This window comes from Gordonia sp. Swx-4 (assembly GCF_030316175.1).
Taxonomy (GTDB): Bacteria; Actinomycetota; Actinomycetes; order Mycobacteriales; family Mycobacteriaceae; genus Gordonia; species Gordonia alkanivorans.
This window is the reverse complement of the sequence record NZ_CP128197.1, coordinates 1,490,850-1,516,863: the sequence shown is the minus strand read 5'-3', so window position 1 is coordinate 1,516,863 and position 26,014 is coordinate 1,490,850. Positions and strand designations below refer to the sequence as shown.

The following is a 26,014-nucleotide window of genomic DNA, read 5'->3' as shown; positions in this document are numbered from 1 at the left end:
AGTGCATCGGCCGTGCCGTCAGGCCGGGGTACCGTCCTTCTTGGCGGCCGGGACCGTCCCGTCGCCGTTGAGTCCGGCCTGCTCGACGATCTCGGGTTCGATGATCTCGAGGTGCCGCACGGCGTCGGCGTGGATGGAGTCGAGTTCTCCGGTGGCGATCGCCTCGGCTTGTTCTCGGACATGCTCGTCGACGCGTGCGGACAACACGGTGCGGGACACGATGAGCGGATCGTGCCGGAGGTCCGAGTACAGCGACAGGCACATGCCGATCATCACCAGGACGAACGGCAGGGCTGCGATGATGGCCATCGTCTTGATGCCGTCGAGGGCGTCGTCCCCGCTGATCGCCAGGAGCAGAGCGGCCACCACGCCGGTGAGCACACCCCAGAACACCGTGATCAGACGTGAGGGTTCCTCCGCGCCGCGCTGTGACAGCGTCCCCATCACCAGCGAGGCGGAATCGGCGCCCGAGACGAAGAAGATCGCCACCAGGATCATCACCAACGCCGACGCGACGCCGGCCCACGGCAGGTTCGCCAGCACGTCGAACAGGGTGTCCTCGCTGGCGTCGTTGGCCGCGTCGAAGTCGAGCACCCCGGTCATCTGTTCCCGGATCGCGGTACCGCCGAACACGCAGAACCAGACCAGCGACACCGTCGTCGGGACCACCATGACGCCGATCACGAACTCGCGGATGGTCCGCCCGCGACTGATCTTGGCCAGGAACAGGCCGACGAACGGGGTCCACGAGACCCACCACGCCCAGTAGAAGATGGTCCAGTCGGAAAGCCACTGCTGGCCTGCCTCGGACGGCACGGTCGCATCCGAACGGGCGGCGAAGGTCGTCAGGTCGGTGAAGTAGGCACCGAGTGTGGTCGGCAGCAGGTTGAGGATGAAGATCGTCGGGCCGACGACGAAGACGAAGGCCGCGAGCACGACCGCGAGCACCATGTTGATGTTCGAGAGCCATTGGATGCCGCGGGCGATGCCCGAGACCGCGGAGGCGACGAATGCGGCGGTGAGGATCGCGATGATCCCGACCAGGAGGAGCTTCGTGGGTTCATGAACCCAACCGATCTTGTCCAGGCCCGAACCGATCTGCAGTGCACCGAGACCCAGCGACGCGACCGTGCCGAACAGCGTCGCGAAGATCGCGAGGATGTCGATGACCTTGCCGGCCGGACCGTTGGACACCTTCGGACCGAACAGTCGCTCGAACACCGAGCTGATCAGCTGCGTGCGCCCCAGCCGGAATGTGCTGTACGCCAGGGCCAGTCCGACGACCGCGTACATCGCCCAGGGATGGAATCCCCAGTGGAACATCGTGGTGGCCATCGCGGCGCGCACGTCCTCGGCGCCGATCTCCGGTGGCGGACTGACGAAGTGGAAGAGCGGTTCGTAGGCACCGAAGAACATCAGGCCGATACCCATTCCGGCGCTGAACATCATCGCGATCCAGCTGATGGTACGGAACTGCGGTTCCTCGTCGTCACGGCCGAGTGGGATCCGTCCGTACTTGGACACCGCGAGGAACACCGCGAAGATGACGAAACCGGTCGCGGACAGGATGAACAACCAGCCGAGGTTGGTGGTGATCCACCCCAGGACGTCGGCACTGGTCGAGTTGAGGCCGTCCTTGTCCGCGAGGCCCCAGGCGACGAAGGCGATGACGATGAGGGCAGTGACCGAGAAGACCACCGGATCCAACCGTGGTCGTGAGAGCCGGCTCCCCCCACCACGTCCGCGCGAGGAGTCCTGCGCACGGCCAGACGGCACGTTCTGTTCACTTGTCATGAGTCCACCAAAGCAACGTCGGTGCTGCCATTTCAAGTCGCGCGCAGCGCCCGCTCCACCAGAGCGACGATCGTTTTGTCGTCAAGACCCAGGTCACGGGCGGTCTCGACGTAGGTCGTCGCCGCCGCGAACCCGGCATCGTGGGCATCGTGCCGACCGGCCCTGATGAACGAGCCCGAGCGTCCGCGGGTCTCGATCACACCGGCCGCCTCGAGTTCGCGGTAGGTCTTCGCCACGGTGTTGGGGGCGAGGTCGAGATGCGCGGCGAGTGCCCGGACGGTCGGCAGGCGTTCACCGGTGAGCAGCGTGCCGTCGGCGATCAGTTCGATGATGCGGAGCCGCACCTGCTCGAAGGGTGGCCGGTCCGAAGCCGGGTCCACCGTCAGATTGTCCAACAGCGATGTGCTCATGGTCGGTCCCTCACAACAGATCCCGCGCCAGCGGACACGACATGCACCGGGGCCCACCACGACCCGAGCCGAGTTCACGGCCCTCGATCTCGATGACCTCGATACCCGAATCACGCAGGCGGCGATTGGTTTCCACGTTCCGGTTGTAGGACACGACGACGCCCGGGGACAGGGCGAGGGTGTTGTTGCCGTCGTCCCACTGCTCGCGCTCGGCGGTCACCGGGTCGAGGCCGGTGTCGATCACCCTGAGCTTGCCGATACCCATCGCCTCGGCGGCCGCTTCGACGAAAGGCCGCTCCCCCGTGACGTGTACGGCGTCGGTGGCCGGGTCGTGGGCGAGGGTGAACGCCGACATGTGGTCGCGGATGTTGGGATACATCACCACCGCATCGGTGTCGACCATGGTGCAGACGGTGTCGAGGTGCATGAACGCCCGCGCCTGTTCGATGGGCACCGCGAGCACGGTGTGCGCGAGATGATCGTCGAAGAGACTGCGCGCCAGCGCTTCCGCACCGGCCGGCGTGGTGCGCTCCCCGACCCCGACGGCTACGACACCCGGGGCGAGGAGCAGCACGTCTCCGCCCTCGACCGGCGCGACCTGCGACTCGTAGGCGCGTCGGGCACCGGTGAAACGAGGGTGATGCGCGTAGATGAGGTCGGTCAGCGATGTCTCGCGTGCCCGCGCGGGAAGTGCCAGGGAGGTGATCGCGAACCGCGAACCGATCCAGAACGAGCTGTCGCGGGTGAACAGCAGGTTCGGCAGCGGTTCGATGGCGAACTCGGGGCCGTGATGCATCCGGCGGACCAGCGACGAACGCTCCGCCGACGGCGTGATCGGGAGCTCGTCGAAGGTCATCCCGGCGGTCAGGACGTGTGACAGCTCCGCGGGCGCGAGTCCGCGCAGGTGCCTCGCGAGATCCTCGGCGAGATGCGTCCCCAGACGGCGTGCGCTGACGGCGGCCGCGATGCCCTGGATGCGGGCGGCCCCGCTGTGCGCGATCGTCTCGGTGAGCAGGTCGCCGAGCAGATAGACGTCGACGCCGCGATCCCGCAGCACCGCGGCGAATGCGTCGTGTTCCTCCTGCGCACGGTCGACCCAGGGCAGCCCGTCGAACAGCAGTTGATCGTTGTTGCGCGGCGTCAGGCGCCGCAGCTCGTCACCGGGACGGTGCAGCATCACCGCACGCAACGTGCCGACCTCGGAATCGGCCCCCAGGGCGTAGTCCCACCCGGTCGCGGCACTCCCGTTCGCAGCGTCCTGCTGCCCGTCACGCGTCATCGCTCAACCGTAATTCGTTCCGTCACGATCGGCCGCCTCATCGTGGGTGAACGTCGGACCCTGACCGACGATCGCCGGTGCGGTCTCGCGGGCGAACAGCCACGTGACCAGGGCGATCGACGCGACCACGCCGGTCAGCACGAACGCGGGGCCGAAGCCGACACGGTCGGCCACGAACCCGACGATCACCGGCCCGGTCACCGCACCGAGGTCGGAGGACATGCCGAACGCCGCGAGTGCCGACCCACCCTGCTGGCGGTTGCCCAGGACATCGGCCAGCGCGGCCTGATGAGTGGGGGCGAACAGCCCGGACCCGACGCCGGCGAGCACCGACAGCGCCAGCGCGACGGGCACGTTCGGCGAGAACCCGAGTGCGATGGTGGCGACGACGGTGATCGTCAGCCCCGGCAGCATGATCGGCCGACGACCGAACCGGTCGGAGAGCCTGCCCGCGACGAGGATCGCGAGGACGTTGCCGGCCGCGTAGACCGCCAGCACGATCCCGGCCATCCCCGCCCCCGCACCGAGCCCCTCGGTGATGAACAGCGGGACGACCGCGACGCGCACGCCCATCGATGCCCAGCCCTGCGTGAAGTTCGACGCGAGGATGGCCCGATAGGCGCTGTCGCGCAGGGCGGTCCGGAAACCGATGAGGCCGGCCGTCGGGCCCTCGGCCTGATCGGGGGCGATCACCTCGCGCAGCTGGGTGGCCACGACCGCCGATGCGACCAGCAGCGCGACGGCGTACACGACGAACGGCACGCGCAGGCCGAAACCCACCAGGGCGGCACCGATCAACGGTCCGGTGATGCTGCCGATCAGGAACCCCGCGGAGAACAGGCCCGACACCCGACCCCGAATGTCGCTGGGCGACATCCGGATCAACAGTGCCATCGCCGAGATGCTGAACATCGTCGACCCGATGCCGCCCAGACCGCGGAAGACCAGGAGCTGCCAATACGACTGTGCGAAGGCACAAGCCAGGGTGCTGGCCGCGACGATGAGGAGCCCGGTGAGGTAGATGCGTCGTTCGCCGAACATCGTCACGAGACGTCCGCCCGTCGGGGCGAACAACAGGCGCATGATCGCGAAGGCGGACACCACCGCGGTGGCCGCGGTGAACGAGACGTTGAACGCGCGAGCAAAACTCGGCAGGGCGGGCGCGATGAAGCCATAACCGAGTGCGATGACGACGTTGGCCGACAGCAGCACCCAGATGCCGCGAGGGATCTGCCTCATGGCAGCTCGGGCAGATCGTCGAGAGCCTTCGCGGTGAGTTCGCGTCCGAGATCGATCATCTCGGTGGCCTTGTGGAAGTCGAGGGTGCGCACCGCACGACGCGGCACGCGGATCAGGACGTCCGGCGGATAGCCGGCGACCTGATAGCGGGTCAGGGCCTCCTGCATGATGTCGAGCGACCGGCTGAGCACCTCGACGCGACCCATCCGCTGAGGCTCGTCGGCGGTGTCCGGGGACACCGCGGCGGTATCGACCACGACCGCGCCCTCCTCGTCGGGGACGGCAGCCGGCGCGACCTCGTCCGCGCCGTCGGTCGCGACCTCGGTATCCGCGAGGTCGCCGGTCTCCGAACCGAAGCGGTCACGCACCGAGCGCACGAACTCGTTGTCGAGGATGGGCGCGACGTTGCGTCGGAGTAGGCCCTTCGCCTTGGGCTGCCGGCTGGCACCCGTCTCGGGCCCGCCGTCGGAGCCGAGGATCACGCCGATCGTGACGTCGCTGGGGACGCCCGAGGTCGGCGCGACGGGAAGCGGGTCGAGGATGCCGCCGTCGGCGAGCAGTCGCCCCTTGTGTTCGTGCGGGCTGATCACGCCCGGGATCGCGATCGAGGCACGGAGCGCGTCGGCGAGGTTGCCGCGCTGGAACCACACCGCACGACCGGCGGACAGGTCGGTGGCGATGGCCGTGAACGGGATCGGCAGATCCTCGATCGCGGTGTCGCCGAGGATCTCCCGCACGCGGGTGAGGATGCGTTCGGCACCGATGACGCCGGGTTTGGTGAGGGAGACGTCGAGGAGCCGCACGACGTCGAGCTGGGACAGGCCCGAGGTCCAGTCGACGTAGTCGTCGAGCTTGCCCGCGCAGTACAGTCCCCCGACCAGCGCACCCATCGATGATCCGGCGACGGTGACGATCTCGAATCCACGTGCCTCGAGCTCGGCGATCACGCCGATGTGCGCGTACCCGCGAGCGCCGCCACTTCCCAGAGCCAGCGCCACGCGCGAGGGTCGAGCCATGCCGCAACCCTACCGCCGCAGGTCTGCCCGCCGAGATCGCGGGACGTGATCACTCGGTCATGAGGCGGCGGGGGCCGGGACCGAGTTTGTTCAGTTCGTCTCCCGGGTTGAGCAGGTGGCATTCGCCGAGCGACAGGCATCCACACCCGACGCATGAACCGATCATGTCGCGCATGCTCTCGAGCAGGGAGATGCGGTGGTTGATGTCGTCCATCCAGCGTTTCGACGCCGCCTCCCACATCGACTTCGACGGGGATTCGTGGTCACCGAGTTCGGCGAGCACCTCGCCGATCACCGACAGCGGGATGCCGGCGACCTGCGAGGCCCGGATGAACGCGACCCGGCGCAGCATCGCCCGGTGGTAGCGCCGCTGGTTGCCGGCGGTCCGCCGGCTGAAGATCAGCCCCTGCTCCTCGTAGAACCGGACCGCCGACGGCGCGATGCCCGCCCGCTGCGCGAGCTCCCCGACCGAGAGCTCGAGTCTCTTCAGCGTCATGCGTCGATGGTAGGCACCGCCCCGGTCAGTTGCGCACCACCATGACCGGGCATTCGGCGTTGTGCATGACCTTCTGGCTGGTCGAGCCGAGCATCAGTCCGCGGAATCCGCCGCGTCCGCGGCTGCCCACGACGACGAGCTGGGCGTCGGTCCCGGCCGCGTCGAGCAGCGCCTTCGCCGGTTCCTCGGGCAACACGCGTCGTTCCACCCGGACGTCCGGGTAGTCCTGCGCGTACCCGGCCAGTCGCTCGGCGAGCACCTCGACCGCGTCCTGGGTCATCCGCTCGACCTCTTCGGGGCCGATCCCGTACCCGTGCAGGGCGTCGGCGTCGAGCGGGGTCCAGGTGTGGACCGCGACCAGCGGGGCGTTGCGCAGCGACGCCTGCCGGAACGCCTCGGCCACGGCCACATCGCTGATCGGCGAGCCGTCCACGCCGACCACCACCGGACCGGTGTCGGAGCCCTCCGCGGCGACGACGGCCACGCGGCCGTGCGCGTGGGCTGCGACGTTGATGCTCACCGAGCCGAGGAACAGGCCCTTCACGCTGCCCAGCCGCCGGGTGCCGACCACGATCATCGCGGCGTCCTTGCCCAGCTCGAGGAGGACGCGCGCCGCGTCCCCGTCGACGATCGACGTCGTGACACTGACGTTCGGCGCTGCCGTCTTGGCGACGTCGTTCGCAGCATGCACGGCGTCCGATGCGTCCTGCCGGATGGCGTCGACGACATCCTGCGGGATGATCAGGCCGGGCGCGTAGTCGCTGGTGCTCGCGTCGTAGGCGCCGACGATCTTGAGATCGAGACCTTCCGCCGCCGCAGCCTTGGCCGCCCATCGCACCGCGCCGGTGGCCGCCTCCGAACCGTCCACGCCAACGAGTATCGCGTTCATGTCGGTGATCTCCTCTGGGCTCATCTCGTCTCGTCACGACCCCCTCGTGGAAGCCGAGTCCTCGACCTCCATCCTGCTCCGGAGAACTGCCGGCATCAATGAGCACTAAGTCCTTCCGACCGGCGTGTCGGGGCCGTGTAGCGTGGTGTTCACCATGACCTCCCCGACTCCGCAGAACTCCAACGACTTTCGCGCAATCGTGATCCACGTCGCCATCACCGTCGTGTTGGGACTGGGCCTCCTCCTCATCGGACTCGCCGCGTCGGAGTCGGTGCAGAACGTGCTCGTCATCGCCTCACCCGTGGTGGTGATGATCGGTGCGATCGCGATGCTGGTTCGTGCCTACCGGGTCTGGAAATCCGGTGGACGCTGGCAGATGTGGCAGGGCGGGGCATGGTTCCTGCTGGTGTTCTTCATCGTGATGCTGTTCAATTCGGCACCCGTGCTGTTCGAGTCGAACACCGAATAGCGCCTCCGGCGGCCGGTAGAATTCGAGCTCTCACACCACAGGGAGCCAAGCGTGTCCTTCGACCTCACCCGCGGCGCGTCACCCGCCCACGGCTCGGTCGTTCCCGGATCGGTGGTCGCCGGGCATCGCATCGAGCGGGTGCTCCGTGAGTACGAGGTCGGCACGACCTGTCGCGCGATCCCGGTGCCGCCGGTTCCTCCTCCCGCGGGCCGACCGGAACCCGACCCGGTCGTCCTCACCGTCATCGACCGCGCACGTTCGACGGATGCGCGGTTCCGCAACTGGTTCGCCCACTCCAATGAATTGGTCTCGGGCATCAGGCATCCCGCGATCGCCCGGATCGCCGGGCACGGTCTCACCGACGGCCGGCTGTGGGTCGCCACCGCGCCGATACCCACCACCGACGCCGCGGATCTGATCCGACGCCACGCGAACGGTGTCGACATCGACCTGGCCGTACGGATCGTCGCCGCGGTCGGCGAGGCACTCGACGCCGCCCACCGTCGAAGGCTCGTGCACGGCGGAGTCACCACCGCCGACATCCTGATCACGACCCGCAGAGACCCCGCCGCCGAGATCACCGCATCCGACCTCACCGACCCCGGTGCGGTCACACTCCGCGGCTTCGGCCTGACACCACCCGCGCCCGGGGAGACCACCCCGCACCCGGACTCCGACGTGGCCGCCCTCGGCCGCACGCTCGTCGAACTCCTGACCGGGACCACATCGGTTGCCCGGCACCGGATCTCCGGCGCGGTGTCCCCCGCCTTCCATTCCGTCCTGGCGCGGGCCCTCGATCCCCGGCCCGACCACCGTTATCGAACCTGCGCCGAGTTCGTCCGGGCCGCCGACCTCGCCCTCCACCTCACCCACACCGACGGGGAGCCACCGACCGAGAAGATCGACTCGCCACCGCGCGTCTTCCAACCCGCCGGCAATGCCGACCGGCTGACCGAGCTCGTCGCCGGCCGCCCCGAGGATCGTCGCCTGGATGTCGAGTCACGTCCTGTCCGGCCGCCAACCCGGTCTGCCGCCGCGCGACGACACCGGAATCTCACACCGATCCTGGTGGCGCTCGTCGTGGTCTCGGTCTGTGTGGGCGCCGTGATCGTCCTCGGCGCGCGCAACGCGCCACCACCGTGGCCGGCGTCGGTCGGACCGATCGCCGACGCGTTCCCGCGACTGCTGCCCGACTCCCCCGATCAGCAGGGCTGGCGGGATGCGTCCTGCCAGGCCACGTTCCGCGACGGCCTCGACGCCATCTCCTGCTCCGACGCCGAGCAGGTCACCTACGTCGTCTGGCACACGGCCACCCCCGGCGCACGGAACAGCGTCACCGCACCGCTCAAGGGTTATCCGGGTGACGAGATCCAGTGGCGGGACGGTCCCGCGTCGTCGAGCCGCGACAGCCTCGCCGACGGCTGGGTGGTCACCAACTTCGTCGAGCCGGTGCGCGAGCCGTACACGGTGATCACCACGTGGCCGGGCCATTCCGGCCGGCAGATCCTCGACGCCTGGTGGCGATCCGCACCACTCGGGTGACCGGCGCCCGGTTCGGCAACGATCCTCAACGACCCCGCAGGGCGTCGATCCGTTCGGCCACCTGCAGCGCGGTCGACGGCCGGCTCCCGGCCAGCGCCAGACAGTTGGCGATCAGTGTGCGCTCGTCACGATCGAGCTTCTCCGACAGCGCAGGTGGGGTCGACAGGGCGGCTCGGATCGCCAGCAGCGGCTGGGCGTCGGGCACCTCGCCATACACCCCTTCGTCGGTGAGAGCACGGTGCAGACACGCACCGAGAGACCAGATGTCGGTCGCGCGGGACGGCACGTCACCGGCCAGAAGTGCCGGGTCCATGTACTGCACGGCGCCCGGCTGGGCGAAACTGGTGATCGGCTCCTCGGCCGCGAGCACCCGGGCGAGACCGAGATCGGAGATCTTCCCGCCGGTCTCGGTCACCATGATGCTCGACGGGGTGATGTTGGCGTGGGCGATCCCGGCCTCGTGCAGGGCGTCGACGCCGCGCGCCGCGTCGGCGACCGCGGCCAGGCGTTCGTCCCGGCTGAGGGGACGCGCCGGCGTTCCGAGCGAGCCCATCGGGAAGTACTCCATCGCATACATGAACTGGCCCTGGAGGACCGCGTCGTACAGACCGGCCAGATAGGGCGAGGCGACCGCGGCGAACGCCCGGAGTTCGCGCACGCCGCGACGGTAGGCGTCGTCGCTGCACACCCCGCTGAAGACCTTGACCACCACGCGATCGGCCGCCAGGCCGAGACGTGCAGGAGGCACCGCGAGGTAGAAGGTTCCGTTGCCGCCGACTCCGAGCTTCTGGAGCACGGTGAAATCCGCAAGCTGTTGCGGGATCTCGACAGTGGCCATGTCAGTGCCTCTCTGGTGATGACGTGGTGTGAGTGGTACCGGCGTTCGGCGTGGGATCGGTCGATGCCGTCGCCTCGGCGTACAGCGTGGTCATCCGGTCCCCCAGTGCTTCTTCGCTGGTCTCGGTGTGGTCGACGACGATCACGGGCGTGTCCGGACCACGCCCGTGGGTGGGGTCGTCGGCGGCGGCAACGGTGAAGGCGGCGTCCTCGCCGCGGTGACGCTTCGGCTCGACCAGGGAGACCCGGACACCGCGATCGATCACGGGCCGCAGGTCGGCGAGCCAGCGCCGCCGTGAACCGGTGGACACGATCGTGAGGGACCTCGACCCGAACAACGCCAGACCGGCTCCCACCACGGCGGCGGTCCGACCGCTGCGGCTGTCGGCGACCACGCAGGTGATGACGCTGCGGCTGGGTGCCGCACCGGCCGCGGCGTTCTCGTCGACGATCGCCACCGGCGCAGCGCGCAACATCTCGCCGAGTTCGCGGTCGGCGGCGTCGATGACGATCACGTCGGCGTTGGCGTTGCGGGTCATCGCGTCGAGGTCGCTGGCCGGGTCGGAGCCGAAGCGGCACAGGACCGACACCGATCCGGCTCCGCTCAGCGAGGCACCGAGCAGGTTCAGCTTCTCCACGGCCGAGGCCATGGCCGCGAAGTCGGGCACCACCGGCACGCCGACCTCGAGGCGTTTGGCCGGGTTGTCCGTCGTGGTGAGCAGGCCGGCCAGCACGACGTCGTAACCCGTTGTGCAGTCGAACAATCGACGGTGTCGAGCGCGCAGGTCCTCGACCGTGCCATCGGGGTCGCGCAACACCACCAGCACCCGCGGGGCGGTCGCCGCGGCCAGCGCCCGACGTTCGGCCGCGGCGATGTCGTTGGCCACCACCGTGTCCGGGTAGACGAGCCGCAGCAGTGGTTCGGTCAGCACCGTCGTCACCAGCGCCATCACCACGAGCATCGCGAAGAGGTCGTCACTGAGGACACCGAGATCGCGTCCGGCCGAGAGGATCACCAGCTCGGTGAGTCCGCGGGTGTTCATGAGAACGGCGATGGCCGCGCTCTGCCGTGTGGGGATCGCCGAGACCCGGGCGCCCGCATAGGCGCCGAGGAACTTGCCGGCGATCGCGACGACGAGCACCAGGCCCAGCTGCCACAGCCCCGACAGTCCGATCCCGGCGAGATCGACGCTCAGGCCGGTGACGACGAAGAACATCGGCAGCAACAGCAGCACGCTGACCTGTTCGAGCCGTTCCAGGATCTCGCGATGCAGCTGCTCGGCACCGACCTTCGGCATCACCGCGCCGAACATGAAGGCACCGAAGATCTGGTGGATGCCGATGACGTCGGTCGCCGCCGAGGACAGGAACACGCCGATGAGGATGACCGCCAGGATGTCCGGGGTCAGGCGTCCCGCCGAGTCGCGCCACTCGACCAGCTTGGCCAGCAGCGGGCGCACGATCCCGAACATGATCGCGGCGTACACCAGGGTCATCCCGACGATCTTGGCCACTTCCAGCGGACTGCCGCCCTCGATGATCGCGATGATGAACGCGAGCAGGGTCCAGGCGAGGATGTCGTCGACCGCGGCGGCGGCCAGGCTGAACACCCCGGGGACGGTCCGCATCATCCCGCGGTCGGCGAGGATGCGGGCCAGCACGGGAAACGCGGTGATCGACATCGCGACGCCCATGAACAGGACCATGCCGAGCCGTTCGATCTCGACTCCCCCGACGGTGTCATGCGACGGGTACAGCAGAAGTCCCAGTGCGGCACCGAGTCCGAACGGCAGCACGATCGAGCACGCCGAGATGCTCGCCGCCGCACGCTCACGCCCGCGGGTCAGTCGCATGTCGAGTTCGAGTCCGACGATGAACATGAAGAGCACGAGCCCGATCTGGGCGAGTCCGCCGAGGAGTGGCCGCACCTCTTCGGGGAACAGCCACTGGTCGGGGTTTCCCGGGAGGAGCCCCAGAAGACTCGGCCCAAGGGCGATCCCGGCCGCGATCTCGCCGACGACGGCCGGCTGCCGCACCGCGCGCGCGATCATCCCGCCGATGCGGGCGACCGCGATGATGACCGCGACATCCAGGAGGAGGAACGCGACCGTGTGCTTGTCCATCTCAGATCCCGGCTGTCTCAGATGCGCGCATGATGCGACTCGAAGATGAAGTGGCGTCCTCCGATTCGTACGTGCGACCCCGGGACCAGGACATGCGGACGGTGCGGGAGCAGGCGCACCTCCCGGTTACCGCTGCTCGGGTCGGCGACGAACGTGCCGTTCGCCGAGCCGAGGTCGACGAGCTGAACGGTCCACTCGACCAAGCGGATCTCGACGTGGCGACGCGAGAGCTGTCCCGTCTCGTCCTGCACGCGAATCGGTTTCGGGGAACCTACCCGTCCTCCGCCGGAGGATCCGGGTTCACGACCGATGACCAGGTCCTCGTCGAGCAGGAAGGTGAAACCGTTGTCGAGCAACAGCCAACCCAGCGGCGGGCGCTCCCCCTCGACCAGGAATGTCGTCAGCTGATCCATCCGGATGCCGCAGACACCGCACAACCAGGATTGCGGGTGGTTGAGATGTCCGCGCGAGCATCGGATGCCGTGCACCTTCGCCCGCGACGCCTCGATCTTCACGACCTCGGTCGCGGGACGCTGATGTTCTTCCTTCGGCAGCGGGGCGCGCGGTTCGAGGGGTTCGGCGAGCGGGTTCGGTCGAGCAGCGGGTGCGACCGGCATCGGGTCCGTCGGGAGCGGCTCACCCGGCTCCGGCTGTTCTACCGGCGTCCCACCGAGGGGGGTCGACGTGAACGGCAGGGGTTCGGCGACGTCCGGTCGCATCCGCTCGGTCGTACCCATCGGGTCGGGTTCGGGAACAGCCGGTTCAGACGGGGCCGGCGCAGGCGGGGTGGGCGGCGCGGACCGAGACGGGAAGTCGGCGAACGAGTCAGATGCCGGCTCGGGCTCCGGCTCGGGCTCGGGCTCGGGCCCGGGTTCCGGCGCCGCGGTCTGCGTAGCCGCGGGCAGCGGGTGGAATTCGGTGCCGCGCAATCCGAGCGGCGTGTGCAGCAACGTCCCGGAGGCGGGCACGACACCGTCGACGAGGTCGAACCGTTCCTCCCCGACCTCGGCCGGGACGGAGCCCTCGAGGTACAGGCCGAGCCCCTCGAAGGGCCACGGGATCGCCTTGTCGTAGGCGTCGCCGGGTGGCGGTTCGATCCGTTTGCCGTCGGTCTCGCCGTAGACCCTCCCCGACATGAAGATCGCGATCCCCACGTTGTCCGGCGCGGCGAAGGCGATGTCGATCTGCTCATCGGCCGTTAGCACGAGCTGCGCCAGTGCGCGGACGAGATGGCGGCCGCGCCGGGGTGCCGAATCCGGTACGGACACTGCGGATTCGATGTCGAGCAGGTCCGTGATGAACGCGGCGGGCACCGTGTCGGAGATCAGGCAGAGGAACGCCGGCTTGCGGATCACGATCCCGGCGCCGGGGATCAGCGTCACCGTCGGGGTCACGCTCGGGATGTCACCCGGAATGGTCACAGGAACCGGCCTCCTCGGAATCGCCAGTGCGGGAAGACCGCTCGCAACGGGCCGTTGACCGCGACCCACACCAGCAGCCAGGTGGTGAGGAACTGGACCGTGAACACGAACGGCGACGGCCGCAGTTCCTCCGGCAGCAGACCCGTCCCGTCCACGACGAGCCACACCACGACGCCCTCGTTGATCGCGGTGAGCAGACCGAACAGGGTGGGCCAGTCCTTCTCCCAGCGGAACTGCTGCAGGAAGTGGTAGACGAACTCCCAGGCGACGCCGAGCACGATGACGGTGAACAACACCGTGAACGCGACGCGGTAGACCTCGACGACGGTGGGGTCACCCGACGAGATCAACCACAGGAACGGCACCAGGACGATGGTCCACGCCCCACCGAGGATGCCGAGCACCAGCACGCGGGTCTGGATCCGCCCCCACAGGGTGGGCAGCATCAGTCGACTCCCTTGTTGTTCATCCACCGCCACCACTGGGCGGTCGAGCGCCACGGTGTGAGTCGTTTGCAGAAACCCTGCCGCGCGAGGTCGTCGACGATCTCGAGAGCGGCGATCTGCAGACCGAGGAAGGTGTCGACACCCGGGAAGTACCCGCCGAGCGTCGCGCTGCCCGATGCGTACAGCTTCCCGTCGCCGTTGCGGGTGCCCTTCAGCTCGAAGTCGCGTTCGACGTCCATCCGGCCGACCGGGTTGATCCCCGCCCCGGTGTGGTCGAGAAGGTCGCGCAGCAAGCGGTGTTCGCGCACGTCGGCCTCGAGTCCGGTGCAGTCGATGACGTAGTCGGCGTACAGCTCGAAGGTGCCGTCCGGCCGGTGCTCCTGCCTGATGGGGGCGTGCGGGTCGACGCGAACCGTCGTCACCACCCCCTGGCCGCCCGGCCCGGGTACCAGGCGCTCGGCCTTGCCGACCGCGGCGCGGTACCACCCTTCGCGGCGGCCGCGCGCGAGCTGTTCCTGCCAGTCGTCGCGGACCGGGGTGTTGGTACCGCCCATCTGTTTGTACGCCTCGGCACGGTCGTGGCCCTCGAGTTTGCGGATGCGCGCTTTGAGCTGACCGCCCCACACCGATTTCGGGTAGTTGAATCCCTGGTAGGCCCAGCCGTCTTTGCCCTTGCGCCGCATGAAGATGTGCGGGCCGTGCGGTTTGTCGTAGTACGTGCGGAACAGGTGCACGATCTGCGTCTGCAGGCCGAGCGCGTCGCGGTCGTCGATGAGGCGTTGCAGCACACGGGATGCGACGATCCCGGCGCCGCGGATCAGGACGGTGCCCGGCTTGCGCTGCAGCGACTGGTAGACGTGTTCGTGGGATTCGTAGGCGTTGACGACCTTGCTGGCATCGCGATAGGTCTCGCGGAAAGCCTGCAGGTCCGGCAGCAGTTTGATCCCCGGATACCCGATGGCCACGTGCACCCAGCGACTGCGGAACGCCACCCGTTTGGTCGGCGAACTCCCCTGTGGCGGTGTGAGGATCGTGAAGTAACCGCCGCCCGCGCGGCGTCGGATCATGCGCACCTGCCCGCGGCGCAGGCAGTTCAGGTAGCCGATGCGGTGGCACTCCTTCTCCATCGACTCGAACGCCTGCCCCGCCTTCGGGGTGTAGTAGTTCGCGAAGATGGGTTCCACCAGGACGTTCCAGAGCGGTTTGAACTTCCTGTCGGCCCACGCCTCACGGACCGCATAGGACGGAAACCCCCAGATGTTGTCCGGTGTCGACGCCGAGTCCGACCGGAGCCGTTCGCCGCGCGGGATCTGCGACACCCGGGTCAGGTACTCGTAGCTGTGCCACGGCACGTCCTGCGGACCGAGGACCGCGATCTGCTCGAGCGGGACACCACAGATCCGCAGATAGTCGACGGTCACGAAGGAACCGATCCCCGAGCCGACGGTGACGAACGGGACGTCGACGATCGGGATGCCCGCCGCCTCCACCATCGCCTCGGTCCAGACGTCGGTGTCGACGAGTTCCGGGGTGAGATCACCGAGGCCGCCGGGGACGGGCCGCGCGGCGCGCCGGGGCGGGACCGTTCCCGGCATCCGGGGCGGATCGGGTACGCGGGGGCCCGGCGGGAACTGACCCGGGGCGGGGAATCGCGTCGGTCCCTGCGGGGGTCGGCTCACCGGCGTCCCCGGACGGATGCGCGCGCACCGGGACCCGGTTTGCTCGGCGCGTACGGGACACGACGGGACATCGCTGGTTCCTCCGATGAGGTCGGGTGGCACGGGATCGTGCGGTAACTCTAGCGCGCGAAGCGGTCCGGAACGGTGTGAAACCAACCGATCGAATTACGGCCGTCTCGGCTGGTCAGCGGGTGAACCGGACATGGTCCGGCGCGCCCCGCGAACCCGCCCCGACCACGGAACGTGACATTGAGTGTTGACAAATAGCGGAGCGTCGAAATACGTTCGGATCATCCGCTGTGGCCGCCCTCACGCGGCCCGGCCCACCTCGAAGGACGCGACGATGACCAAAGCATTGACGAATCCGAACTCCGTTCACACCGCCGGCGACGGCCCGGCACGCTACGTTCCCGAACACGACAAAACGGGCAGCGAGCAGGACTACGGACAGGTGCTCGACGACCTGTCCTCGGCCTCGGTCCACCGGAATTTCGATCCCTACGTGGACATCGACTGGGACGCGCCGCACATGGCGATCACGGAGAACGATCCGCGCTGGATACTCTCCTACGAGGTCGACCCGATCGGGCGACATCCCTGGTACCAGCAACTCCCGGAGAGCAAGCAGATCGAGATCGGCATGTGGCGTCAGGCCAACGTCGCCAAGGTCGGCCTGCAGTTCGAGTCCGTGCTCATCCGCGGCCTGATGCAGTACAGCTTCAAGCTCCCCAACGGCGCACGCGAATTCCGGTACACCACGCACGAATCCAAGGAGGAGTGCAACCACACCCTGATGTTCCAGGAGTTCGTGAACCGCGTGGGCATGGACGTTCCCGGCGCGAAGGTCGGGTACCGACTGATCTCGCCGTTCGTCCCACTGGTCTCGACGGTCTTCCCGATCGTGTTCTTCTTCGGCGTACTCGGCGGCGAAGAGCCGATCGACCACATCCAGAAGGACTTCCTGCGGACCCGCGCCCGCCTGCACCCGACGATGGCCGCGGTGATGCAGCTGCACGTCGCCGAGGAAGCACGGCACATCTCGTTCGCCCACCACTTCATCCGCGAACAGGTCCCACAGCGCAACCGCTTCCAGCGTTTCCTGCTGTCGCTCATGCTGCCGCTGACCATGCGCACCCTGTGCAGCGCGATCGTGGTTCCGCCGCGTTCCTTCGCCAAGGAATTCGACGTCCCGCGCGAGGTCATGAAGGACATCTTCTGGCGATCCGAGGAGTCGAAGCGCTTCCTGCGCAACGTCTTCGGCGACGTCCGTATGCTCGCCGACCAGAGCGGGCTGATGAACCCGGTGTCGCGCCTGCTGTGGCGCGTGCTCGGGATCAGCGGCCGCCCTTCGCGTTTCCGTAGCGAGCCGACCTACACGGCCGCCTGACCCGCCGGCGGAGATCCGCCCCTCACACACAGGTAGCGAACCGACCTCATGCCTCACGTCGTCACTCAGGCGTGCTGCGGCGACGCGTCGTGCGTCTACGCATGCCCCGTCAACTGCATCCACCCCACCCCGGAAGAGCCGGATTTCGGCATCGCCGAGATGCTCTACATCGACCCGGCGACCTGCGTCGACTGTGGTGCGTGCGTCAGCGCCTGCCCCGTCGGCGCCATCGTTCCCGGTCACCGCCTGCCCGCGGGGCAGGAGCGATTCGCCGAGGTCAACGCCTCGCAGTACCGCGAAACCGTCGACGGTGCAGCACGTTTCCCCGTCGATCCCGCACGCCGGCTCCCGCTCGCCCCGATCGACCGGCCGCGTCAGCTGGCAGTCGAGGAGAAGGTGTCGATCGGCATCGTCGGATCGGGCCCGTCGGCGATGTACGCCGCGGACGAACTGCTGCGGCATCCCCAGGTCTCGGTGACGATGTACGAGCGTCTCGACCGGCCCTTCGGCCTCGCGCGCTTCGGCGTCGCCCCGGACCATCTGCACACCCGCAAGGTGATGCGCCTGTTCGACGACATCGCACGCAACCCGAACCTGGAGATCCTCCTCGACACCGAGGTGGGTCGCGACATCACGCTCGACGACCTGCGGTCCCGCCACCAGGGCGTCATCTGGGCCGGCGGCGCCCCCACCGACAAGACACTGGACCTGCCGGGGATCGGCCAGGCAGGAGTCACCAGCGCCACGTCTTTCGTCGGCTGGTACAACGGCCATCCGGATTTCACCGACCTCGACGTCGACCTGTCCACCGACCGCGTGGTGGTCGTCGGCAACGGCAACGTCGCTCTCGACGTCGCACGCATCCTCGTCGCCGACCCGGCTGCACTCGTCGACACGTCCATCTCGCCGGCCGCGCTGGCCGCCCTGAAGGAGTCGTCGGTGCGCGAGGTGGTCGTGCTGGGACGACGCGGACCCGCCCATGCCGCGTTCACACTGCCCGAACTGATCGGCCTGGTGGATTCGGGCGTGGCGGTGACCGTCGATCCCGCCGATCTCCGATCCGCCCAGGTGGACGGCGAACTCGACGCCACCATTCGCGCCAAGCTCGACATCCTCGCCGAATGCGCCGCCGCCGGCGAACCCGAGGGTCGTCGTATCCGGTTGGCGTTCTTCTGTTCTCCGCTCGAAGTGTCCGGCGAGGACGGACGCGCGACCGGCGTCGTCGTGGGCCGAAACCGGCTGACGGTCGACGATGCGGGTGTCGTCACCGGAATCGAACCCACCGGTGAGATCACCACCCTCGACGCCGGCCTCGTGCTGACCTCGGTCGGTTACCGCGGCGTCGCCGTGCCGGGTTTGCCCTTCGACGACGCCACAGGTGTCATCCCGCACCGCGCCGGCCGGGTGATGGACGGCGAGCAGCCGGTGCCCGGCGTGTACGTGACCGGCTGGATCAAGCGCGGACCGTCCGGCTTCATCGGGACCAACAAGACCGACTCCGCGGAAACCGTGGCGTCGTTGCTCGCCGATCTCGAAACCGGTGCGCTCTCGGATAGATTGATCGACCATGGGGCCCGCGTACCAGCGCACCACCGTGCGCGCCGATTTGTCCGCTCTTCCGGCCGACCTCGCGGCGGCGTTGCGTGATCATGCCGAGTCGCGCCAACTGACCATCACCGACGATCTGCCCGCCTGGAGCACCCGGAGCATCAACCCACCTGCCTCGTCCACGATCGGCAGACTGCTCGGCCGGCGCGCGAACCCCGTCGACCCCGACTCGGAGAACCAGACGCTCGTTGTCCTGCATCCGACGCACCTGCTGATCGTCAACTCCGGGGCGAAGCGCGGGATCTCGGCACTGTCGGTACCGCTGGGGATCGCCTCGATCGGGACGCCGGAATCCCCGGACGGGTTCGCGGTGACCGGCTTCGCCGGCGAGAGCGGTCGTCCGGGCAGCTACTACCTGGGCGTCGGCGAACCGCAGGGCGAGGAATGCCGGGAAGCGGTGCGTGCGGCGATCGTGGCCGCGAAGAACCCGTGAGCAGCCCTGTTCAGACCCGTGGCCGCTCCCGGCCGTCCATCGGAATCGCATTGGCGCTGTTCTCGTCGGCGTGCTTCGCCATCTCCGGGGTCCTGGCGCGGGCGATGATCGAATCCGGGTGGTCGGCGGGAGCGACCGTGACCGTGCGCATCGCGGTGGGCGCCGCCGTGCTGGCGATTCCCGGGTTGGTGGCCTTCCGTGACCGGCAGCCACTCTTGCCGCCGCCACCGCAACCCGGCCACCGATCCGGGTGGGTCGTGATCGCCTACGGACTGCTCGCCGTCGCGGGGTGCCAGCTGGCCTACTTCTATGCCGTGACCTACCTGCAGGTCGGGGTGGCGCTGCTGATCGAGTACACCGCACCGGTCGCGGTGCTGGTGTGGATGTGGTTGCGGCACGCTCAGCGACCCACCCGCGTCACCGTGTTCGGCGCCGCTCTCGCGCTCGCCGGCCTCGCCCTGGTCCTCGACCTGACCGGGGAGGTCTCGATCAGCGTGGTGGGCGTCCTGTGGGCTCTGGCCGCCATGGTGGGCGCCGCCGCCTACTTCGTGATCTCCGCCGACGAACGAACCGGCCTGCCGCCTCTCGCACTCGCGGCCGGCGGCCTCGTGATCGGTGCGATCACGCTCGCCACGGCCGGGCTCGTCGGAGCGCTGCCGATGACGGCGTCGACCTCGGCGGTCCGCATCGGCGACCTCTCGCTGCCCTGGTGGGCTCCCCTGCTGATGCTGGGTGTCGTGTCGGCCGCGATGGCGTACGCCTTCGGGATCGCGGCCGGCCGGATACTCGGCGCCCGGGTGATGTCGTTCGTCGCCCTGTCCGAGGTGTTGTTCGCGGTGCTGTTCGCCTTGCTCGCCCTCGACGAACTCCCGGCACCGATCCAGCTGCTCGGCGGTCTGCTGATCGTCGCCGGTGTCGTGTTCGTCCGATTGGGCGAGGCACCCTGAACCCGGACTCCAGACCTTGGATCACCGCGGCTCGATATCGGATGACGTTGTGCGCGTTCCGCATAGGCGCCGTGAACCGACCCCGTTCCGAAGGATGTGTCGCACGTCGCATCACGCACGAGTAGTCTTGCGGCCCATGTGGGGGAGGAACCACGCGTGACGGGGATGTTCTCGAGGTTTGACTACACCGACGCCGCGCTGACCACCGGGGAACGCTTTCTGGACCTCGTCGAGGGGGTCGACGAGCCGGAGACGCGTGTGCCGCACACACCGGGCTGGACGCTGGTCGACTGTCTGGGTCACGTCGCCCTGGCACCGACGCGATTTCTGGCGCTCGCGCGCGGTGAGGGGGAATGGTGTCGTCAGGCGATCGACGTCCCGGACTTCAACGCGAAACAGATCGCGAATCTGCCGACCCGTGAGGTCTCGGCTCTCGCCCGCCAGCTGAGAGAAGACCTCGACACGCTGGTCGACGCCGTCTCGCACTTCAACGCGCAGGTCCCGAAGATGCGATTCGACGGTGACCGGCACATCCGGGCCGACGCCGCGCTGGGCATCCTCATCGGCGAGTTCGTGGTGCACGGCTACGACGTCGCGCGTGCGGTGGGTGCCCGCTGGTGGGTCGAGCCCGAGGTGGTGCTGATGATCATCCGCGGACGACAGCAGATACTGCCCAGCTGGGTGGACACGACGGCGGCGGTCGGACACCAGGCCACCTACGACATCCGGCTGCGGGGATGTTCGGAACGCTATGTCTACGAGTTCACCGACGGTGAACTGATCATCAACCCCGACCAGCCCCGACGCCCCGACGTCCACATCAGCGTCGACCCGACTGCCGCACTGCTGACCGGCTACGGCCGAATCTCACCCACCTGGGCCGCGCTGACCGGCCGGGCCTTCGCATGGGGAAGCAAGCCGTGGCTTGCGCCACGGCTTGCTCAGAAGTTCTTACCCGCCTGACTCAGCGGCTGGTCGGCGAACCGGCCGGACGGCTGGAGGAACGACGCCCGCCCTGTGCACGTCCACCGGCACGATGCTGGTCACCGGTGCGGGGCTGACCCGCCGAGCGACCCTGCCCTGCCGAGCGCGACTGTCCTGCCGAACGGGACTGACCGGCCGAGCGACCGTCGGTGGAACGCTGTCCACCCGAGCGGTGCGACGATCCGGTGCCACCGGTACGCGACTCGCCGCCCTGACCGCGTGCGCCGCCACGGCTCTCACCGCGACCAGCACTGTTGCCACGGCCTTCGCCGCGAGCGCGTCCCGGGCGTCCGCCGCCACGGCGACCACCCTGGGAACGACCACCCTGCGAACCACCGCGCTGGCCGCCACGAGCGGCTTCGGCAGCCGCACGCTCGGCAGCGGAGACGCGGGGTGCACGCTCGCCGACGAGCTCGTCGACGGCGCCGGCCTTGGCGTCGACCTGCTTCGGGGTGACCTTGATCTTGGCCTTGCGCAGCAGCTGCGAGACCTCACGACGCTGCTCCGGCAGGCACACTGTGACGACGTCACCGGAGCTGCCCGCACGCGCGGTGCGGCCCGAGCGGTGCAGGTATGCCTTGTGCTCGGCGGGCGGATCCACGTGGACGACCAGCTCGATGCCGTCGACGTGCACACCGCGGGCGGCGACGTCGGTGGCCACCAGCACGCGGACGTCTCCCTCACCGAAGGCGGCGAGGTTGCGGTCGCGCTGGGCCTGGCTGAGGTTGCCGTGCAGATCGACTGCCGGGATGCCCTGTTCGCTCAGCTTCTTGGCGAGCTTCTTGGCCTGATGCTTGGTGCGCATGAACAGGATTCGACGACCGGCGCCGGACGCGAGTTCGGCGACGAGGTCGGCCTTGCCCGCGGACGACACCTCGAAGACGTGGTGGGTCATGGCGGCGACCGGCGACTCGGCGGAGTCGACCGAGTGCAGGACCGGATTGTCGAGGAAGCGCTTGGCCAGCTTGTCGACGCCGTTGTCCAGGGTTGCCGAGAACAGCATCCGCTGGCCCTCCGCCGGGGTGGCGGCGAGGAGCTTGGTGACGACCGGGAGGAAGCCGAGGTCGGCCATGTGGTCGGCCTCGTCGATGACGGTGATCTCCACCTCGTCGAGCTTCACGATGCCCTGGCGCATCAGGTCTTCGAGGCGTCCCGGGCAGGCGACGACGATGTCGACGCCGCGGCGGAATGCCTGTTCCTGACGGGCCTGCTTGACGCCACCGAAGACGGTGGTGACGGTGAGGCCGACCGCAGCGGCGAGCGGCTCGACGACGGCGGCGATCTGGGTGGCCAGTTCGCGGGTCGGAGCCAGGATGAGGCCGGTCGGTGCACCGACGTAACGCTTGACCTCCATCTCGGCCAGTCCGGCGACCAGCGGGATGGAGAAGGCGAGGGTCTTGCCCGAGCCGGTCTTGCCGCGGCCGAGGACGTCCTTGCCGTCGAGGGTGTCGGGCAGGGTGTCGGCCTGGATCGGGAAGGCGTCGGCCTTGCCCTGCGATGCCAGGACCTCGACCAGTTTGCTTGGCACGCCGAGGGATTCGAAGGAAACCTGGGGGGCGGTGGTGTCGGCGGGAATGGTCTCGACGATCTGGGTTGCAGTTGCCGAGGGGGTCTCGAGGACAGCAGTCATTATGTGAGCGGAGCTCTTCCTGTGCGTGGCACGCGAGCAGGACGGCAGATCACTGCCGAAGGTCGGTGCCGATGGCGAACACGCGGGTACGCGGGCTCGTTCGCCGTATGAAGTCAATGGCAGGCGGTGGACATCTCGAGTGTCCGACCTCGGCGACCACGTTCAGTGGGCCCCGACCTGCGAGAGAAGCGTTCTACGACGCGTTGATGCAACCAATCAGGGTGCAACACTGCGATCGACACTACGCGCCGGTAACGAAAGAAGCGAACCGGTGTGACCGACGTCGCGGTCACCCGCCCCCGCAGACCGGTCAGAACGCCTCACTCAACATGACCGCGACTGTGCCGGGTTCCAGGGCGTCGAAGACATGCTCGACATCGCCGGGGTAACAGATGTAGTCACCGGGACCGAGGACCTCGGCGGCATCGCTGGGCCCGAGGCGGGCGCGACCTGCACTGATGACGACATGTTCGAGGACTCCGCGGGCATGCGGCGCGGACACCCGCGGCTTACCCGGTTCCGCCCGGATGACGTACATGTCGCGTCGAGAACCGGGCGCGGCAGTCGACAGAAGCGTGGCCGAGTAGTCGGCATCGGCGGCCGGGATGACCGGCCCCTCTCCGAAGCGGATCACCTCGACGGTCGGCGCCGGCGAGTCCAGCAGCGCCGAGAACTGCACGCCCAGGGCGGTGGAGAGTGCCCACAACGTCTCTACGCTGGGGTTTCCTTCTCCGGATTCAAGCTGGGACAGCGTCGACTTACCGATTCCTGCACGTCGCGCCAGCTCCGTGAGGGAAAGGCCCGCACGGGTGCGTTCGCGCTTCAGCGACGCGGCGACCAGCTCTTTCGGATTCACCTGCCCGGCATTGTTCATCTAACCGTCCGATCGTCCATCTTGACGAACACTTGTCTCGTGTTCACTATGATAGTCATGCGTTCGGCATGGAGAACACTCGATTCGGCGACTCTGCGCGCCGTGGTCGTGATGTGCCTGTCGGTGCTCGTGATCGGCGCGTCGTACGGCGTTGCCGCGCACAGCGCCGGGCTCGCACTGTGGCAGATCGTGCTCATCGCGACCGTCGTACTCGCCGGGTCGTCGGAATTCGTGTTCGTCGGCGTACTCGCCGCCGGTGGCGTCCCTGTCGTTGCAGCCCTCGCCGGACTTCTGGTCAACACAAGGAACTTCGGATACGGCCTCGCGGTGGGTAAGCACCTGCGCGGACTGCCGGAAATGGTTCTCGGGGCGCATCTCATCAACGACGAGACGGCGGCGATGACCACCGCGGAATCCGAGCCGCGTCGCGCCCGGGCCGCATTCCTGCTGTGCGGATCGGGAATTCTCGTCTGCTGGCCCGTCGGCGCCGGACTGGGCGCTCTACTCGGAAGCAGCGTCGCCCGCCCCGAGACGCTGGGGCTCGACGCCGCGTTCCCCGCCCTGCTTGCCGCACTTGCCGTTCCGGCGCTGCGCACGCGCACCACCTGGGCCGCGGTCGCCGTCGGCGGTGCCGTCGCGATCGCCTCGACACCGTTCCTGCCCGCCGGACTGCCGATCCTTTGTGCGCTGGCCGGATTCGCCGCCGTCGAAGCCGTCCGGAGTCTGCTACCGCGCCCGGCCCCTACCCCGCCCCGAACTCTCGTCGGCAGCGACGCGCCCCGATGACCTCCGGACTGTCCCTCGGCATCGGAATCGCGGTTCTCGCCGTCGGCACCTACCTGATCCGACTGGCCGGACCACTCCTCCGCAACCGTCTCACCGTGTCGGCGAACACGGAGGAGCTGATGGACCGGGCCACCGTGGTGTTGCTGGTTGCGGTGGCGCTGACCGGCGCCTTCTTCGTCGACCACGACTTCGCCGGATGGGCACGGCCGGCTGGTGTTGCCGTCGGCATCCTCGCGGCCGTCCTGCGCGCCCCGCTCGCGGTCGTGGTGATCCTCGCCGCGGCGACCGCCGCCGGTCTACGCGCGGTCGGAATCGCCTGACCGACAGATACACTCACCCTTTTTCCGTATTCCCGCCCTCCATCGGGGTGGTGGGAATACGGAAAAGCGGAGGGTTTGCGGGAGTACTTAACGCACAACCGCCGGCTCGGCACAGCTGTCCGGGACATCCACCAGCGAGCACGGGACCGGCAGCCGCGTCGGGCGATACCCGGGCGGGACTCCCCCGGCCCGCGTGATGTCTCGGTACGCGGCGACAGCGTCGGTGGGTCGCCGCGCCAGCGACGGGTCACGTTGCGCGTCAACGGTGTACAGACCGAAGCGAGAGTCGAAGTCGCCCCACTCGTAGTTGTCGGTGAGACTCCAGTAGTTGTACGACTTCACGTCGATGCCGTCCTGCTTGGCCCGCTGCAGCCAGTACACGGTGTCGCGCAGATGGTCTGCGCGCCGGTAGCCGTCGGGGCGCCGACCGTCCGGGCCGGTGGCCAGCCCGTTCTCGACGATGCGGATCGGCTTGCCCGGGAACTGCCGCGCGACGTGACGGAGCACGTAATAGATGCTCTCGGGTGCCTGCGAGCTCTTCCAGAACTCGCCGAGTGCACCGTAGGCAACCGAGGCGTCGGTGACCGAGAACGAGTAGTAGTGGTCGACGCCGACGAAGTCCAGGGAGTCGCGCATCCGTTGCGGGAAGATCGATTCCAGCCATGGCTGGAGACCCGCGATCGGGTAGTACGCAAAGTTCGACGACACGTGCGCACCCTTCTGCACGCGATGGATGTGCCGGTAGATGGCTCGATGGGCGGCGACGATCCCGTCGGCCATCCGGCCCACGTGGTGCGGGGCCACGCCGCCGTACTGGGCTTCGCGCCGAACGTATTCGGTCGGTTCGTTGAACGTGATCCACAGCGGGTCGGCCCAGGCATACCGGTCGACGACCCTGGACGCGAACGCCACCATGTCGTCGGTCATCCCGGGCCGGTTCCAGCCACCGAGATCCACCGCCCACCCGGGATGCACCCAGTGATTCAGGGTGATCATCGGCCGCATACCGGCGTCGACGACCTCGCGGATCACGCGATCGTAGAACGCCCAGCCCGCCGGATCATCGTGCCCGCGTGCGGGTTCGACACGAGACCATTCCACCGAGGTGCGGTAGATGCCCACCCCCAGCGACGCGGCCCGATCGATGTCCTCGGCGTAGCGATGGAAGAAGTCGACGGCGTTGCCGACAGGCTGATCCACTTTGCTCTGTTTGCCGTATCGCAGCCAGTTCGAATCCCGGTTGAATCCCTCCGACTGGAAACCGGATTGGGCGACGCCGAAGTCGAAGTCAGGACCCAGTGGCGGAACCCCGGCTCGGGCAGGCGAGCTGACGCCGACGAGCAGCAGCACCGCCGCCACCGCGATCACGAGGTGAAGAGCGCGGTGAGGAGCGCGGCGCAGAACT

24 protein-coding genes are annotated in these 26,014 nt (G+C 68.4%); 9 read left to right on the top strand and 15 right to left on the bottom strand.

Features of this window, described 5'->3' with window-relative positions; genetic code table 11:
* Nucleotides 1–18: 18 nt before the first annotated feature.
* From PWF70_RS06945 to PWF70_RS06915, 7 genes are read right to left on the bottom strand one after another with little or no spacing between them, the layout of a single operon-like run.
* Nucleotides 19–1,794: a BCCT family transporter gene (locus PWF70_RS06945; RefSeq protein ID WP_241549039.1), complete on the bottom strand. Its 1,776-nt coding sequence runs from the start codon at nucleotides 1,792–1,794 to the stop codon at nucleotides 19–21.
* 32 nt (nucleotides 1,795–1,826) lie between these two features.
* Nucleotides 1,827–2,204 (bottom strand): GntR family transcriptional regulator, encoded by a 378-nt coding sequence (locus PWF70_RS06940; protein WP_241549040.1) that lies wholly within the window; start codon nucleotides 2,202–2,204, stop codon nucleotides 1,827–1,829.
* Nucleotides 2,205–2,214: 10 nt separating this feature from the next.
* Complete coding sequence (locus PWF70_RS06935; RefSeq protein WP_006357848.1) at nucleotides 2,215–3,483, bottom strand: arginine deiminase; 1,269 nt, start codon at nucleotides 3,481–3,483, stop codon at nucleotides 2,215–2,217.
* 3 nt (nucleotides 3,484–3,486) lie between these two features.
* The gene (locus PWF70_RS06930) at nucleotides 3,487–4,722 is read right to left on the bottom strand and encodes an MFS transporter (RefSeq protein ID WP_035750334.1); all 1,236 of its coding nucleotides are present in this window, start codon (nucleotides 4,720–4,722) and stop codon (nucleotides 3,487–3,489) included.
* Nucleotides 4,719–5,738, bottom strand: coding sequence for a patatin-like phospholipase family protein (locus PWF70_RS06925; protein WP_127963507.1), 1,020 nt, complete (start codon nucleotides 5,736–5,738; stop codon nucleotides 4,719–4,721). The genes PWF70_RS06930 and PWF70_RS06925 overlap by 4 nt, the downstream gene beginning before the upstream one ends.
* 49 nt (nucleotides 5,739–5,787) lie before the next feature.
* On the bottom strand, nucleotides 5,788–6,234 hold the full coding sequence (soxR, locus tag PWF70_RS06920; RefSeq protein ID WP_006357845.1) for a redox-sensitive transcriptional activator SoxR: 447 nt from the start codon (nucleotides 6,232–6,234) through the stop codon (nucleotides 5,788–5,790).
* A 25-nt stretch (nucleotides 6,235–6,259) separates the two neighbouring features.
* Entirely contained in the window at nucleotides 6,260–7,123 is an 864-nt protein-coding gene (locus PWF70_RS06915; RefSeq protein WP_035750863.1) for a universal stress protein, read from the bottom strand.
* Between the two features lie 154 nt (nucleotides 7,124–7,277).
* Between PWF70_RS06915 and PWF70_RS06910 the strand changes: the two genes are divergently transcribed.
* Both PWF70_RS06910 and PWF70_RS06905 read left to right on the top strand, forming a co-directional pair.
* Nucleotides 7,278–7,592: a hypothetical protein gene (locus tag PWF70_RS06910; RefSeq protein ID WP_006357843.1), complete on the top strand. Its 315-nt coding sequence runs from the start codon at nucleotides 7,278–7,280 to the stop codon at nucleotides 7,590–7,592.
* Nucleotides 7,593–7,643: 51 nt separating this feature from the next.
* The gene (locus tag PWF70_RS06905; RefSeq protein WP_006357842.1) at nucleotides 7,644–9,134 is read left to right on the top strand and encodes a serine/threonine protein kinase; all 1,491 of its coding nucleotides are present in this window, start codon (nucleotides 7,644–7,646) and stop codon (nucleotides 9,132–9,134) included.
* Nucleotides 9,135–9,159: 25 nt separating this feature from the next.
* On the opposite strand, the gene PWF70_RS06900 is transcribed toward PWF70_RS06905, so the two are convergent.
* From PWF70_RS06900 to PWF70_RS06880, 5 genes are read right to left on the bottom strand one after another with little or no spacing between them, the layout of a single operon-like run.
* Nucleotides 9,160–9,972 carry a protein kinase domain-containing protein gene (locus PWF70_RS06900; protein ID WP_006357841.1) on the bottom strand — a complete coding sequence of 271 codons (813 nt, stop codon included), beginning with the start codon at nucleotides 9,970–9,972 and terminating at the stop codon, nucleotides 9,160–9,162.
* A 1-nt stretch (nucleotide 9,973) separates the two neighbouring features.
* Nucleotides 9,974–12,094: a cation:proton antiporter gene (locus PWF70_RS06895; RefSeq protein WP_006357840.1), complete on the bottom strand. Its 2,121-nt coding sequence runs from the start codon at nucleotides 12,092–12,094 to the stop codon at nucleotides 9,974–9,976.
* 17 nt (nucleotides 12,095–12,111) lie between these two features.
* Nucleotides 12,112–13,515 carry an FHA domain-containing protein gene (locus tag PWF70_RS06890; RefSeq protein ID WP_006357839.1) on the bottom strand — a complete coding sequence of 468 codons (1,404 nt, stop codon included), beginning with the start codon at nucleotides 13,513–13,515 and terminating at the stop codon, nucleotides 12,112–12,114.
* Nucleotides 13,512–13,961, bottom strand: coding sequence for a hypothetical protein (locus tag PWF70_RS06885; RefSeq protein ID WP_006357838.1), 450 nt, complete (start codon nucleotides 13,959–13,961; stop codon nucleotides 13,512–13,514). Before PWF70_RS06885 ends, PWF70_RS06890 begins: the two co-directional genes overlap by 4 nt.
* Nucleotides 13,961–15,556 carry an FAD/NAD(P)-binding protein gene (locus tag PWF70_RS06880; RefSeq protein ID WP_006357837.1) on the bottom strand — a complete coding sequence of 532 codons (1,596 nt, stop codon included), beginning with the start codon at nucleotides 15,554–15,556 and terminating at the stop codon, nucleotides 13,961–13,963. Before PWF70_RS06880 ends, PWF70_RS06885 begins: the two co-directional genes overlap by 1 nt.
* A gap of 427 nt (nucleotides 15,557–15,983) precedes the next feature.
* Here PWF70_RS06880 and PWF70_RS06875 point away from each other — a divergent pair, with 427 nt between their 5' ends.
* The 5 genes from PWF70_RS06875 (at nucleotide 15,984) to PWF70_RS06855 (ending at nucleotide 20,978) form a co-directional block, all read left to right on the top strand.
* The gene (locus tag PWF70_RS06875; RefSeq protein ID WP_006357836.1) at nucleotides 15,984–17,027 is read left to right on the top strand and encodes an AurF N-oxygenase family protein; all 1,044 of its coding nucleotides are present in this window, start codon (nucleotides 15,984–15,986) and stop codon (nucleotides 17,025–17,027) included.
* A 48-nt stretch (nucleotides 17,028–17,075) separates the two neighbouring features.
* Nucleotides 17,076–18,674: a 4Fe-4S binding protein gene (locus PWF70_RS06870; RefSeq protein ID WP_006357835.1), complete on the top strand. Its 1,599-nt coding sequence runs from the start codon at nucleotides 17,076–17,078 to the stop codon at nucleotides 18,672–18,674.
* Nucleotides 18,595–19,068, top strand: coding sequence for a hypothetical protein (locus tag PWF70_RS06865; protein WP_042375924.1), 474 nt, complete (start codon nucleotides 18,595–18,597; stop codon nucleotides 19,066–19,068). Before PWF70_RS06870 ends, PWF70_RS06865 begins: the two co-directional genes overlap by 80 nt.
* Entirely contained in the window at nucleotides 19,065–20,015 is a 951-nt protein-coding gene (locus PWF70_RS06860; protein WP_155225150.1) for an EamA family transporter, read from the top strand. The genes PWF70_RS06865 and PWF70_RS06860 overlap by 4 nt, the downstream gene beginning before the upstream one ends.
* Before the next feature lie 156 nt (nucleotides 20,016–20,171).
* Nucleotides 20,172–20,978, top strand: coding sequence for a maleylpyruvate isomerase family mycothiol-dependent enzyme (locus tag PWF70_RS06855; RefSeq protein WP_155225149.1), 807 nt, complete (start codon nucleotides 20,172–20,174; stop codon nucleotides 20,976–20,978).
* A gap of 1 nt (nucleotide 20,979) precedes the next feature.
* Here PWF70_RS06855 and PWF70_RS06850 read toward each other — a convergent pair whose 3' ends face one another.
* Both PWF70_RS06850 and PWF70_RS06845 read right to left on the bottom strand, forming a co-directional pair.
* A complete protein-coding gene (locus PWF70_RS06850; protein WP_052362819.1) occupies nucleotides 20,980–22,629 on the bottom strand; it encodes a DEAD/DEAH box helicase in 1,650 nt (549 codons plus the stop codon).
* 310 nt (nucleotides 22,630–22,939) lie between these two features.
* Nucleotides 22,940–23,503, bottom strand: a complete 564-nt coding sequence (locus PWF70_RS06845; RefSeq protein WP_006357830.1) for a helix-turn-helix domain-containing protein — start codon at nucleotides 23,501–23,503, stop codon at nucleotides 22,940–22,942.
* Nucleotides 23,504–23,560: 57 nt separating this feature from the next.
* Here PWF70_RS06845 and PWF70_RS06840 point away from each other — a divergent pair, with 57 nt between their 5' ends.
* On the top strand, nucleotides 23,561–24,289 hold the full coding sequence (locus PWF70_RS06840) for an AzlC family ABC transporter permease (RefSeq protein WP_155225148.1): 729 nt from the start codon (nucleotides 23,561–23,563) through the stop codon (nucleotides 24,287–24,289).
* Nucleotides 24,286–24,609 carry an AzlD domain-containing protein gene (locus PWF70_RS06835; protein ID WP_040004026.1) on the top strand — a complete coding sequence of 108 codons (324 nt, stop codon included), beginning with the start codon at nucleotides 24,286–24,288 and terminating at the stop codon, nucleotides 24,607–24,609. The genes PWF70_RS06840 and PWF70_RS06835 overlap by 4 nt, the downstream gene beginning before the upstream one ends.
* An 87-nt stretch (nucleotides 24,610–24,696) precedes the next feature.
* Here PWF70_RS06835 and PWF70_RS06830 read toward each other — a convergent pair whose 3' ends face one another.
* Entirely contained in the window at nucleotides 24,697–25,968 is a 1,272-nt protein-coding gene (locus PWF70_RS06830; RefSeq protein ID WP_279958156.1) for a family 1 glycosylhydrolase, read from the bottom strand.
* Nucleotides 25,969–26,014 lie beyond the last annotated feature (46 nt).

Coding starts and splice junctions, on each gene's coding strand:
- PWF70_RS06945 (WP_241549039.1), bottom strand. CDS start 1,794: ATGACAAGTGAACAGAACGTGCCGTCTGGCCGTGCGCAGGACTCCTCG.
- PWF70_RS06940 (WP_241549040.1), bottom strand. CDS start 2,204: ATGAGCACATCGCTGTTGGACAATCTGACGGTGGACCCGGCTTCGGAC.
- PWF70_RS06935 (WP_006357848.1), bottom strand. CDS start 3,483: ATGACGCGTGACGGGCAGCAGGACGCTGCGAACGGGAGTGCCGCGACC.
- PWF70_RS06930 (WP_035750334.1), bottom strand. CDS start 4,722: ATGAGGCAGATCCCTCGCGGCATCTGGGTGCTGCTGTCGGCCAACGTC.
- PWF70_RS06925 (WP_127963507.1), bottom strand. CDS start 5,738: ATGGCTCGACCCTCGCGCGTGGCGCTGGCTCTGGGAAGTGGCGGCGCT.
- soxR (WP_006357845.1), bottom strand. CDS start 6,234: ATGACGCTGAAGAGACTCGAGCTCTCGGTCGGGGAGCTCGCGCAGCGG.
- PWF70_RS06915 (WP_035750863.1), bottom strand. CDS start 7,123: ATGAACGCGATACTCGTTGGCGTGGACGGTTCGGAGGCGGCCACCGGC.
- PWF70_RS06910 (WP_006357843.1), top strand. CDS start 7,278: ATGACCTCCCCGACTCCGCAGAACTCCAACGACTTTCGCGCAATCGTG.
- PWF70_RS06900 (WP_006357841.1), bottom strand. CDS start 9,972: ATGGCCACTGTCGAGATCCCGCAACAGCTTGCGGATTTCACCGTGCTC.
- PWF70_RS06895 (WP_006357840.1), bottom strand. CDS start 12,094: ATGGACAAGCACACGGTCGCGTTCCTCCTCCTGGATGTCGCGGTCATC.
- PWF70_RS06885 (WP_006357838.1), bottom strand. CDS start 13,961: ATGCTGCCCACCCTGTGGGGGCGGATCCAGACCCGCGTGCTGGTGCTC.
- PWF70_RS06880 (WP_006357837.1), bottom strand. CDS start 15,556: ATGCCGGGAACGGTCCCGCCCCGGCGCGCCGCGCGGCCCGTCCCCGGC.
- PWF70_RS06875 (WP_006357836.1), top strand. CDS start 15,984: ATGACCAAAGCATTGACGAATCCGAACTCCGTTCACACCGCCGGCGAC.
- PWF70_RS06870 (WP_006357835.1), top strand. CDS start 17,076: ATGCCTCACGTCGTCACTCAGGCGTGCTGCGGCGACGCGTCGTGCGTC.
- PWF70_RS06865 (WP_042375924.1), top strand. CDS start 18,595: ATGGGGCCCGCGTACCAGCGCACCACCGTGCGCGCCGATTTGTCCGCT.
- PWF70_RS06850 (WP_052362819.1), bottom strand. CDS start 22,629: ATGACTGCTGTCCTCGAGACCCCCTCGGCAACTGCAACCCAGATCGTC.
- PWF70_RS06845 (WP_006357830.1), bottom strand. CDS start 23,503: ATGAACAATGCCGGGCAGGTGAATCCGAAAGAGCTGGTCGCCGCGTCG.
- PWF70_RS06840 (WP_155225148.1), top strand. CDS start 23,561: ATGCGTTCGGCATGGAGAACACTCGATTCGGCGACTCTGCGCGCCGTG.
- PWF70_RS06835 (WP_040004026.1), top strand. CDS start 24,286: ATGACCTCCGGACTGTCCCTCGGCATCGGAATCGCGGTTCTCGCCGTC.